The organism is Sphingosinicella rhizophila, assembly GCF_032378825.1.
Lineage (GTDB): Bacteria > Pseudomonadota > Alphaproteobacteria > Sphingomonadales > Sphingomonadaceae > Allosphingosinicella > Allosphingosinicella rhizophila.
Genome location: NZ_JAVUPU010000001.1, coordinates 246,078 through 255,283 on the forward strand (window position 1 = coordinate 246,078; position 9,206 = coordinate 255,283).

The 9,206-nt window shown below is 60.2% G+C and carries 16 protein-coding genes and 1 other RNA gene; 4 read left to right on the forward strand and 13 right to left on the reverse strand.

Going from position 1 to position 9,206, the window contains the following annotated elements:
- The first annotated feature begins 10 nt into the window (after window positions 1-10).
- Window positions 11-405, forward strand: an RNA gene (gene rnpB / locus RQX22_RS01130) — RNase P RNA component class A.
- A gap of 44 nt (window positions 406-449) precedes the next feature.
- Window positions 450-986 (forward strand): J domain-containing protein, encoded by a 537-nt coding sequence (locus RQX22_RS01135; protein ID WP_315722869.1) that lies wholly within the window; start codon window positions 450-452, stop codon window positions 984-986.
- 42 nt (window positions 987-1,028) lie between these two features.
- Here the strand turns inward: RQX22_RS01135 and RQX22_RS01140 are convergent, their stop codons facing one another.
- From RQX22_RS01140 to RQX22_RS01185, 10 genes are all read right to left on the reverse strand, one after another.
- A complete protein-coding gene (locus RQX22_RS01140) occupies window positions 1,029-1,478 on the reverse strand; it encodes a PaaI family thioesterase (RefSeq protein ID WP_315722871.1) in 450 nt (149 codons plus the stop codon).
- The gene (locus RQX22_RS01145; protein WP_315722872.1) at window positions 1,475-1,888 is read right to left on the reverse strand and encodes a SufE family protein; all 414 of its coding nucleotides are present in this window, start codon (window positions 1,886-1,888) and stop codon (window positions 1,475-1,477) included. Before RQX22_RS01145 ends, RQX22_RS01140 begins: the two co-directional genes overlap by 4 nt.
- Before the next feature lie 113 nt (window positions 1,889-2,001).
- A complete protein-coding gene (locus RQX22_RS01150) occupies window positions 2,002-2,226 on the reverse strand; it encodes a hypothetical protein (protein WP_315722874.1) in 225 nt (74 codons plus the stop codon).
- Between the two features lie 11 nt (window positions 2,227-2,237).
- A complete protein-coding gene (locus RQX22_RS01155) occupies window positions 2,238-2,471 on the reverse strand; it encodes a hypothetical protein (protein WP_315722876.1) in 234 nt (77 codons plus the stop codon).
- Between the two features lie 45 nt (window positions 2,472-2,516).
- Window positions 2,517-2,816 carry a hypothetical protein gene (locus RQX22_RS01160; protein ID WP_315723504.1) on the reverse strand — a complete coding sequence of 100 codons (300 nt, stop codon included), beginning with the start codon at window positions 2,814-2,816 and terminating at the stop codon, window positions 2,517-2,519.
- A gap of 153 nt (window positions 2,817-2,969) precedes the next feature.
- Window positions 2,970-3,278, reverse strand: coding sequence for a hypothetical protein (locus RQX22_RS01165; RefSeq protein WP_315722878.1), 309 nt, complete (start codon window positions 3,276-3,278; stop codon window positions 2,970-2,972).
- Window positions 3,279-3,320: 42 nt separating this feature from the next.
- On the reverse strand, window positions 3,321-3,701 hold the full coding sequence (gene pspC, locus RQX22_RS01170) for an envelope stress response membrane protein PspC (protein WP_315722880.1): 381 nt from the start codon (window positions 3,699-3,701) through the stop codon (window positions 3,321-3,323).
- Window positions 3,698-4,009 carry an envelope stress response membrane protein PspB gene (pspB, locus tag RQX22_RS01175; protein WP_315722882.1) on the reverse strand — a complete coding sequence of 104 codons (312 nt, stop codon included), beginning with the start codon at window positions 4,007-4,009 and terminating at the stop codon, window positions 3,698-3,700. Before pspB ends, pspC begins: the two co-directional genes overlap by 4 nt.
- 4 nt (window positions 4,010-4,013) lie before the next feature.
- Window positions 4,014-4,688 (reverse strand): phage shock protein PspA, encoded by a 675-nt coding sequence (gene pspA / locus RQX22_RS01180; RefSeq protein ID WP_315722883.1) that lies wholly within the window; start codon window positions 4,686-4,688, stop codon window positions 4,014-4,016.
- A gap of 70 nt (window positions 4,689-4,758) precedes the next feature.
- On the reverse strand, window positions 4,759-4,941 hold the full coding sequence (locus RQX22_RS01185) for a hypothetical protein (RefSeq protein ID WP_315722884.1): 183 nt from the start codon (window positions 4,939-4,941) through the stop codon (window positions 4,759-4,761).
- A 147-nt stretch (window positions 4,942-5,088) separates the two neighbouring features.
- Between RQX22_RS01185 and pspF the strand changes: the two genes are divergently transcribed.
- Window positions 5,089-6,111 (forward strand): phage shock protein operon transcriptional activator, encoded by a 1,023-nt coding sequence (gene pspF, locus RQX22_RS01190; protein ID WP_315722886.1) that lies wholly within the window; start codon window positions 5,089-5,091, stop codon window positions 6,109-6,111.
- An 83-nt stretch (window positions 6,112-6,194) separates the two neighbouring features.
- Window positions 6,195-6,821, forward strand: a complete 627-nt coding sequence (locus tag RQX22_RS01195; protein WP_315722888.1) for a superoxide dismutase — start codon at window positions 6,195-6,197, stop codon at window positions 6,819-6,821.
- Window positions 6,822-6,882: 61 nt separating this feature from the next.
- Here RQX22_RS01195 and RQX22_RS01200 read toward each other — a convergent pair whose 3' ends face one another.
- The 3 genes from RQX22_RS01200 to RQX22_RS01210 are packed head-to-tail and all read right to left on the reverse strand — an operon-like array spanning window position 6,883 to window position 9,199.
- Window positions 6,883-7,659 (reverse strand): ABC transporter permease, encoded by a 777-nt coding sequence (locus tag RQX22_RS01200; protein WP_315722890.1) that lies wholly within the window; start codon window positions 7,657-7,659, stop codon window positions 6,883-6,885.
- Window positions 7,656-8,588: an ABC transporter ATP-binding protein gene (locus RQX22_RS01205; RefSeq protein ID WP_315722892.1), complete on the reverse strand. Its 933-nt coding sequence runs from the start codon at window positions 8,586-8,588 to the stop codon at window positions 7,656-7,658. Before RQX22_RS01205 ends, RQX22_RS01200 begins: the two co-directional genes overlap by 4 nt.
- Window positions 8,589-8,596: 8 nt before the next feature.
- Window positions 8,597-9,199, reverse strand: coding sequence for a septation protein A (locus RQX22_RS01210; protein ID WP_315722894.1), 603 nt, complete (start codon window positions 9,197-9,199; stop codon window positions 8,597-8,599).
- Between the last annotated feature and the right edge of the window lie 7 nt (window positions 9,200-9,206).

Sequence of the window (9,206 nt, forward strand, 5' to 3'; positions counted from 1 at the left end):
ATCGGAAGGGCCAGAGGGTCGGGCGGCCGCGTTTCGCTTCGGCGGAACGAGGAAAGTCCGGGCTCCACGGAAAAGCGGTGCCGGGTAACGCCCGGCGGGGGCGACCCCAGGGACAGTGCAACAGAAAGCAGGTCGCGCCGGGCTTCGGCCCAAAATCTTCGGAGGCGTGACAGTGAAAGGGTGCGGTAAGAGCGCACCGCGGCTCCGGCAACGGCAGCCGGCATGGTAAACCCCACCGGGAGCAAGACCGAATAGGGACGGCATATGGGGAATTTCCGCCCCGGTCGTCCGGGTTGGTTGCTTGAGGGACGGAGCAATCCGTCTCCTAGAGGAATGGCCGCACAGGCGGAGCGACCGCAAGGCCGCCCTGCCGGACAGAACCCGGCTTATAGACCCTCTGGCATTTTTTCCTTCCCGCTACGAGGCATGGGAGATAGTTGGCGGCTCTTATGGCACGATCGACACGTTCCAATGATTGGGGTTTCCCGCGCTGGCGCAGCTATGGCGGCAATCGCGAAGCCGCGCCGGTCAGGACCTGCGACCGGCACGGGTGCGAAGAACCGGGCAATCATCCCGCCCCCAAATCCCCGAACCGACCGGAACGCTGGCATTTTTGCGAGCGCCATGCCGCGGAATATAATCGGACGTGGAATTATTTTGACGGCCTGTCGGCGGAGGAAGCCGCCGCCCGGGAAGCCGACGAGCAACGGGACGCCGGCGGCTTCAACCAGTCCAAATATTATGGCTGGGGCGGCCCCGGGGACGGCAATCGCAGCCGCGACGAAATGCGGGCTTTGGACGTGCTCGAGATCGAAGGCGATCCCGATTTCGAAGAGATCAAGAGCGCCTATCGACGGCTGGCCAAGGCCAACCATCCGGATGCCGCTCCCGGTGATGCCGAAGCCGCCACACGCTTCCAGGCGGTCCAAGCCGCCTATGAAATTCTCTGCAAGGCCGAGGAACGGCGAAACGGGCTTTCGCCCTAAAGCCTGTTCGTTTGAGGCTGAAGCTCTTCGCGCGAAGGGAAATCAACCGGCGTCGGTGAACATGAAGGTTCCTGAGACATGGGCCACGGGATCGTTCCGGTCGCCATCGTGGGCAAGGCCGCGGACGAAACCGACGTGGGTCGTGATGCGATAACATTCGCCGCGACCGACGATCTTCCTCCCCGGGACCGCCGGGCGCAGATAGTCTATCCGAAGATCGAGCGTCGCCTGGGGGCGAAACCGATTTATCTTCACCCAGATCGCCATGCTGGTAGCCATGTCCATCAGGCTGATGATGGGGCCGGACGCGATGATTCCAGTGGCAACGACCCCTATCAGCCGTTCATCATAGTCGAGACCAAGTTCGACCCAGTCGGGGCCGTGAGCGACATAGTCGATGCCCAAGGCACCGCCGTGACCGAGCTCCCGTGCATAAGAGAAAAAAAGCCGGGGATCGAAATTCTTCGACGTGCGCGGATCGATCGGACTCATTTTCGTAGCCGTGCCGCGGTCTCCCGTATCAGGGCGATCATGTTCGGAATGCCCTGAGTGCGGTTGGAACTGAGCTGGTTCCGGAGATCGAAGGGCGCCAGAGCTGCCTCGATGTCGGCAGCCAAGATCGCTTCGGGCGTCCGATCCTGAACCGCCAGCAGCACCAGCGCGACAATCCCTTTGGTTATCGCCGCATTGCTGTCCGCGAGAAAATGGAGTGTGCCGTCGACCGCCGGCGTTGGATAGACCCAGACCGAAGCGGAACAGCCCCGCACCAGAGTGGCGTCGCTCTTTAGAGCGTCCGGCATTGGTTCGAGCGAGCGCCCGAGATCTATCAGGAGACGGTAGCGATCGTCCGCCTCGAGCAGCTCAAAATCGGACTGGACGTCGGCGAGGGATTGAAAGGCCATTGCCGCGCGCTACCAGAGCAAGGGCAGCCGGAAAAGCATTAGGACTTTTTTGGCCTGGTCGGGTGGCACTTCGGTCCGGCGCGCGGGAAAATGGTCATAATCGAGCGCGAACCTTAAACGTCGTCGCCGCTTGCGATTGCCTCCAGCTTACCAACTCGTTCTTTGAGATCTGCAAGATCGATCCTTGACGCCGATGAGGGCGTCTGGTGGCTATGGCTCGCGATTTCGAGGCGTTTCAGAGAGAGCCAGTCTCGCCAGGCTCTCAACCCTGCAGCGCTGACGAGGGCCAAGGCGAGGAAACCAGCGGAAAGGATGGCGAAAAAGCTCGGGTCGGTCATCGTCCGGTCTTTCAGCTGTCCCGAAGCCGTTCGATTTCGCGTTCGAGACCAATCTCCTTGTCGGTCGCTATACGTTCAAGCACGGCCACCCTGTCGCGCAATATCTGAAGCTCATCGCGCATCTTTTGGGTCTCGGGGTCGTCGGCGGCGCTGCGCTTGCTCGCCTTGTTGTGATATTTCGCCCTGAAGACACTCGCGACCATCACCGCGACCACGATGAACGCCACCATTTCAAACGGATTCATTCCCTGCTCCTGTTCTTCAAGCCGTCTCCTGACCGGACGCGACCGTCAGTTTTTCGGCATCCGGAGGGTCTCGATTTCCTGGGTCAAGCGGTGGCTGTCATCCGTCACGATCCGTTCCACATTTGCGAGCCGGTCCTTGATCGAGCCCAGTTCTGCACGCAATTGCCCGTTTTCCGTCGTGAGCAGCTTGATCCTTTCCATCGCCTCGTCACTCGTCTTCGGATAGATCGCCTGGCCCCATGCCCCATCGAGCGGATAGCCATGCTTGACCCTTAGCCAGGTCGTGAAGATCCAGCCGACTACCCCGACGGCGACGACGATTGCGATGATTGGTCCAAGCTGCATGATAAGGTCTATGCCCACGGGTAATTTCTCCATAATTCGGCTTCCTCCTTCAGCAGCAATGCATTTCTGGATCCGGCGCCGCCATAATCCAACTCACGATCCGAATCGACACGGGCGGCGCTCCCTGCAAAGCATGTTCGCTCGCCTCGCCCGTCAATTCTTCGGCATGCGGAGAGACTCGATCTCCTGGGTCAACCGGTGGCTATCGTCCGTCACGATCCGCTCGACATTCACCAGTCGGTCCTTCATCGCGCCGAGCTCGGCGCGCAACTGGCCGTTTTCAGTCGTCAGCAGCTTGATCCGTTCCATCGCCTCGTCGCCGGCTTTCGGATAGATGGCCTGGCCATGTGTCTCGAGCGGATAGCCGTGCTTCATCTTGAGCCAGGTATTCAGGACCCAGCCACCGACGGACACCGCGACGATGACGACGACCCCTATTATGATCTGAAGAAATATTTCCACGGTCGGTCTCCAAACTTTCAATCCCCGCACCGCCGAACAGGCTCAGCGCAGCTGCTCGATCTCGCGGGACAGTCGGCTGTTGGTGCTGGTCACATAGGTTTCGACGTCGGCCAGACGGCGGTCGATATCGCGAAAGCGTGAACGGACATCGCGAACTGTGCGAGTAGGAGAGGCGCGGACGCCTTGCCAGAATTTCGTCTGCTCGGCGCTTTCCTCGATGAGCTCGCGGGGCTTTTTGGGCGCCATGAATCCCGCAACCAGATAAGCGATGACAGGCGAACCCTGGCCAAGGAGGGTAAGAAGCACGACCCCGACGCGAATCAAGGTGACGTCGAGACCGGTATAGTCGGCGATCCCGGCGCAGACGCCCATCCACTTGCCGTTCCTCTTGTCGAGGTAGAATTTGGTATGGCGCGGGGTCATCGGCCGATCCTCTCGACCGGCTGGTTGCTGATGCGACCGCCGGCGATCGGGCTGTCTTCGATGCCAGTACTGGCAGGGTCGCAAGCAAGGCTCCGCCAGTTCGGGTTCTCGGCGGTCATGATGCGCTCGATCGAGCACATGCGATCGTCGAGCCGACGAGCGAGATCATGAAGCTCATCCAAGAGATTCTCGTCTTCGGTCGTGAGCGTCGCCTGGCTCTTCCATTTGGTGATGTAGTGGAAAATCATCCAGGGCAAGCCGATGAAAAGGATCCCCATGATGGGGATTACGATCAGTGCCTCTTCCATCGTCTCAGCCCTCCTGTCCGGCGCTGCGTTTCGCCTTCAGCGCTTCGAGTTCGGCTTCCACCTTTTCGGCATTGCGAAGCTCCGCGATTTCTTCTTCCAGCGACTTTGGCGGGGCACCCAATGTCAGCGCATCGGCCGCGCCCTCGGCCAGGTCCGCGTGCCGTTCCAGCACGTCGAAGCGCGAAAACGCCTCGTCGACCTTTGGCCCCGCATACATTTCCCGCATCCGGGCGCGGTTCTGCGCGCTCTCCAGCCGGTTCTGGATCGCATTCTGGCGCGAACGCGCTTCCCGCAACTTGCCCTGAAGCTTGGCGATGTCCGCTTCGGATGCCCGAAGCGCATCGTCCAGCACCCCTATCTCCGCCTTCAAGCCATCGGCAAGGTCGCCGGCTTTCTGCTTTTCGACGAGGGCCGCCTTGGCCAGATCCTCGCGATCCTTCGACAGGGCCAGTTCCGCCTTTTCCGTCCAGCTATCCTGCAAACGCTCAAGCTTGCCGATCTGGCGGCGCATTTCCTTTTGATCCGCGATGCTTCGTGCAGCGGACGCACGCACCTCGACGAGCGTCTCCTCCATTTCCAGGATGATCATCCTGATCATCTTCGCGGGATCTTCGGCCTTGTCCAAAAGATCCGCCATGTTCGCCGCAATGATGTCGCGCGTGCGTGAAAATATGCCCATTCCAAACTCCTAATTAGTCACCGGGGGCGGCGGCCCAGGCGGCCGATCTTCCTCCAAGCGGGCCGCAGGATCAAGCTTGCGCCCGATCAGCGGCTTGGCTCGCTGCATATCGCGGCGCAGTTTCGATCGCACCTGCCGGCGCGGCCGCGGCCAAGACCGTCGCGGCACTCAGAACCACAGCACCAAGGCCCGCAAACACCTTCTGTTTGACCATCTCGACAGCGGACATATTCAACTCCCATTCCTTCAACATGTCCCTTTCGGGACCATATGCCAAATGTATTACAAGAGCCGTGCCAAATCTCATTCCTGGCGGAAAATCACCATTTTTCCCTCGGTCCGATTGGCTTCACGCACTTTGCTCTTGCGAAAAGGTGGCGAATAGTCCCAACAAATGGCAATGGAACGCAACACCCAGCTTGTCGGACAGTCCTCCTCCTTCCTGGATGCCGTCGAGCGCGCCAGCCGCGCTGCACCGCTCGACCGCCCGGTGCTTGTGATCGGCGAGCGGGGGACCGGCAAGGAGCTTATCGCCGAACGGCTTCACCACCTCTCCGGGCGCTGGGACGGGCCTTTCGTGGTTCTCAATTGCGCCGCGCTTCCCGAAACACTGATCGAGGCGGAGCTTTTCGGTCATGAAGCGGGCGCTTTCACAGGCGCGACAAAGGCGCGGGCAGGGCGATTCGAGGAAGCCCATGGGGGTACCTTGTTCCTCGACGAGCTGGCGACACTGTCGAGCCCGGCCCAGGATCGACTGTTGCGGGCTGTGGAATATGGCGAGGTGACCCGTATCGGCGCATCTCGGCCGGTCCAGGTCGATGTTCGCATCGTTGCGGCCACCAACGAACATCTGCCCAAACTGGTCGAGCAAGAGCGGTTTCGCGCCGACCTCCTCGATCGCCTTTCGTTCGAGGTCATCACCTTGCCCCCGCTACGCCATCGCAGCAGCGACATCCCGATCCTAGCCGACCATTTCGGGCGGCGGATGGGGCTCGAGCTCGATTGGCCGGATTGGCCCGGTTTCAGCGCCAATGCGGCGAACCGGCTGCTCTCCTACACATGGCCCGGCAATGTCCGTGAGCTGCGAAACGTGATCGAACGGGCCGTCTATCGATGGGAGGATCCGCAAAACCCGATCGATTCGGTCCAATTCGACCCATTCGAGTCACCATGGCTGCCTATCGAGAAGAAAGGTGGGCAGGCCCTCGAAATCGTTCAGCCAGAGTCCGGCGATGCGGTGGTCTCGGCTTATGATCCGACGGATTGCGCCGATTTCCGTCTCGCCGTGGCCGAATATGAGAAGGCAATTCTTTCGGCCGCCCTTGAACGGTGCCGCTGGAACCAGCGGGCGGCCGCGGCCGCGCTCCAGCTCAGCTACGACCAGTTGCGTCACGCCATGAAGCGACACCAATTGGTGGGCTGAACCACTCGGTTCGTCGCAACCATCGGCGGAAAAGGCTGCATCTCCCGTCGCGAGAGCCTAGCTGCGCCTCAGAGGAGAAAGAAATGCCCTTCACACTGCCCGATCTGCCATTCCCGAAAGATGCGCTTGGCGACCATATGTCCGCCGAAACGCTTGATTATCATCATGGCAAGCACCACCGCGCCTATGTCGAAAAAACCAACAAGATGTTGGAGGAAAAGGGCTTGGCGGGAGCCTCGCTGGTCGAAGTGATCCGAGGCGCGCGCGAGCGCGATGACAAGGGACTGTTCAACAATAGCGGCCAGATTTGGAACCACAGCTTCTTCTGGCAATGCCTCGCACCGCCCCAGGGGCAGAAACCATCCGGCCTGCTCGCCCAGGCGATCGACGACAGCTTCGGGTCGACAGACGCGATGCTGGCCAAGCTGAAGGAGGAGGCGGTCGGCCATTTCGCAAGCGGCTGGGCTTGGCTCGTGCTCGATCGGGATCAACTGAAGATCACGTCGCTTCACGACGCCGACACTCCGGTCGTCCACGAGGGGATGAAACCGCTCCTGACACTCGACGTCTGGGAACATGCTTATTACGTCGACTATCGCAACGATCGCCCGGGTTTTGCCGAAGCGGTACTCGGCAACATCATCAATTGGGAGTTCGTCGCCGGCAACCTCGATGGCAATGGCATCGCCCGCGCCGATCAGGAAGGCTAACGGAGCGTCGTCGCAAGGTGGGCGGCAGCCGGCGAGTGCTGTCGCCCACAGCGTTCCGGCCTCAACTCTTCAGGCGATAGCCGGTCTTGAAGATCCAGACGACGACGCCGAGGCAGATGAAGAAGAAAGCCAGCGTCATGCCCAGGCTGACGGCGACGCCGACGTCCGCGCTTCCGTAAAAGCTCCATCGAAAGCCACTGATCAGATAGACGACGGGATTGAACAGGGTGATCGTTCGCCAGGTCTCAGGTAACATGTCGATCGAGTAGAAAGCCCCGCCAAGGAAGGTGAGGGGAGTGATGATCAACATCGGGATGATCTGAAGCTGCTCGAACCCGTTTGCCCAGACGCCGATGATGAACCCGAACAAGCTGAAGGTCGTCGCGGTCAAGAGCAGGAAGGCGATCATCCAGACCGGATGAAGAATCTGGAGCGGAACGAACAAAGCGGCCGTGGCGAGGATGATCAGTCCGAGAATGATCGATTTGGTGGCTGCTGCGCCGACATAAGCCAGCACGATCTCAAGCGAAGAGACCGGGGCAGAGAGAAGTTCGTAGATGGTGCCGGTGAACTTCGGAAAATAGATGCCGAACGACGCATTGAAGATGCTCTGCGTGAACAAGGAAAGCATGATCAACCCGGGTACGATGAACGCGCCGTAGGGTACGCCATCCACCTCCGTCATGCGCTGGCCGATGGCGGCGCCGAAAACGATGAAATAGAGCGAGGTGGTAATGACCGGCGTGACCACGCTCTGCCACAAGGTTCGCATCGCCCGCGCCATTTCGAACCTGTAGATCGCCCAGACGCCGTGGCGGTTGAAGGCGGCAACGCTCATGATTCCCTCCTCTCGCTGATAAGACTGACGAAGATGTCCTCCAGCGAGCTTTGCTCGGTATTCAAATCCTTGAAGGCGATGCCGAGATCGCTCATCTGCCGGAGCAGCGAAGGGATGCCGGTACGTTCGGCATTGGCATCGAAAACGTAGAGGAGCTCGTTGCCCTCGTCCTTTAGCTCCAGAGACCACTCGCCGAGCACGGACGGAATCTCGGACATCGGCTCGGCGAGGTTGAGCGTCAGCTGCTTCTTGCCGAGCTTCTTCATCAGACTCGCTTTTTCCTCGACCAGGATCAACTCGCCCTGGATGATCACCCCGATCCGATCGGCCATATCCTCGGCCTCCTCGATATAATGGGTGGTCAGGATGATGGTGACGCCATTGTCCCTGAGGCTGCGGACGAGGCGCCACATGTCGCGCCTCAGCTCGACGTCGACACCGGCGGTCGGTTCGTCGAGAAACAGGATTTCCGGTTCGTGGCTCAGCGCCTTGGCGATCATCATCCGCCGCTTCATGCCGCCGGAAAGCTCCATGATCTTCGATTTGCGCTTGTCCCATAGCGACAGGTCGCGAAGCACCTTTTCCACGAAGGCGGGATTTGGCGGCTTTCCGTAGAGGCCGCGGCTGAACGTCACCGTAGCCAGGACCGTTTCGAATGCATCCGTCGTCAGTTCCTGCGGGACGAGCCCGATCTTGGCGCGCGCCTCTCGATAATCGGTCTGAATGTCATGACCGTCGGCCTGAACCGTGCCCTCGCTTGGCGTGACGATCCCGCAGACGATGCTGATCAGGGTCGTCTTGCCGGCGCCGTTGGGGCCCAACAGGGCGAAGATTTCCCCTTTGCGTATCTCAAGATCGATATTCTTCAGGGCCCGATGACCCGACGCATAGCGCTTGCCGAGACCGGCAATCTGTATGACTGGTGACATGAGACCCTCTATTGCGACGGTGGAATGGGAGGTTCTTCCTTGCTCTCGCCGATCTGCATGCCGTGACGAGCCAGCATCGGCACATTGGCAATAGCGAAAAGGAAGGTCGCGGGCAGGAATCCCCACAATTTGAATCCGATCCAGAAATCGGTGCTGGTCGTTCGCCACACGGCTTCGTTGACGGCGGCCATGACGGCGAAGAAAAGTGCCCAATTGCGGGCGAGCAGACGCCATCCTTCTTCGTTGAGGCCGGGATAGGTCGTTCCGAGCAGCATCTTGAGGAAATTGCGCCGCGTGAAGAGGCCGAAGGTCAGCACCGCCGCGATCATGGCGTAATAGATGGTCGGCTTGAGCTTGATGAACGTTTCGTTGTGAAAATAGAGGGTGATGCTACCGAACACGAGTACCATCACGGCAGAGAACCAGAGCATCGGCGAAATGTGGCGATATCTCAGCCGGGAAATGCCCATCGCGATTATGATCGCGATCATGAAGGCGGCGGTCGCGGAAAAGATGCCACGCCAGGCATTGACCGCGAAGAACACGACCAGCGGCCCGAGATCGATCAACAGCTTGGCGCCAGCGCCCGGCTCGTTTGCCTCTTCCTTCACGTCCACA

What these genes read in the sequence shown, in the direction of transcription:
- RQX22_RS01195 (WP_315722888.1), top strand. Translation starts at nt 6,195, where the DNA reads ATGCCCTTCACACTGCCCGATCTGCCATTCCCGAAAGATGCGCTTGGC.
- pspC (WP_315722880.1), bottom strand. Translation starts at nt 3,701, where the DNA reads ATGACCCCGCGCCATACCAAATTCTACCTCGACAAGAGGAACGGCAAG.
- RQX22_RS01140 (WP_315722871.1), bottom strand. Translation starts at nt 1,478, where the DNA reads ATGAGTCCGATCGATCCGCGCACGTCGAAGAATTTCGATCCCCGGCTT.
- pspA (WP_315722883.1), bottom strand. Translation starts at nt 4,688, where the DNA reads ATGGGCATATTTTCACGCACGCGCGACATCATTGCGGCGAACATGGCG.
- RQX22_RS01160 (WP_315723504.1), bottom strand. Translation starts at nt 2,816, where the DNA reads ATGCAGCTTGGACCAATCATCGCAATCGTCGTCGCCGTCGGGGTAGTC.
- pspF (WP_315722886.1), top strand. Translation starts at nt 5,089, where the DNA reads ATGGAACGCAACACCCAGCTTGTCGGACAGTCCTCCTCCTTCCTGGAT.
- RQX22_RS01200 (WP_315722890.1), bottom strand. Translation starts at nt 7,659, where the DNA reads ATGAGCGTTGCCGCCTTCAACCGCCACGGCGTCTGGGCGATCTACAGG.
- RQX22_RS01145 (WP_315722872.1), bottom strand. Translation starts at nt 1,888, where the DNA reads ATGGCCTTTCAATCCCTCGCCGACGTCCAGTCCGATTTTGAGCTGCTC.
- RQX22_RS01185 (WP_315722884.1), bottom strand. Translation starts at nt 4,941, where the DNA reads ATGTTGAAGGAATGGGAGTTGAATATGTCCGCTGTCGAGATGGTCAAA.
- pspB (WP_315722882.1), bottom strand. Translation starts at nt 4,009, where the DNA reads ATGGAAGAGGCACTGATCGTAATCCCCATCATGGGGATCCTTTTCATC.
- RQX22_RS01150 (WP_315722874.1), bottom strand. Translation starts at nt 2,226, where the DNA reads ATGACCGACCCGAGCTTTTTCGCCATCCTTTCCGCTGGTTTCCTCGCC.
- RQX22_RS01135 (WP_315722869.1), top strand. Translation starts at nt 450, where the DNA reads ATGGCACGATCGACACGTTCCAATGATTGGGGTTTCCCGCGCTGGCGC.
- RQX22_RS01205 (WP_315722892.1), bottom strand. Translation starts at nt 8,588, where the DNA reads ATGTCACCAGTCATACAGATTGCCGGTCTCGGCAAGCGCTATGCGTCG.
- RQX22_RS01155 (WP_315722876.1), bottom strand. Translation starts at nt 2,471, where the DNA reads ATGAATCCGTTTGAAATGGTGGCGTTCATCGTGGTCGCGGTGATGGTC.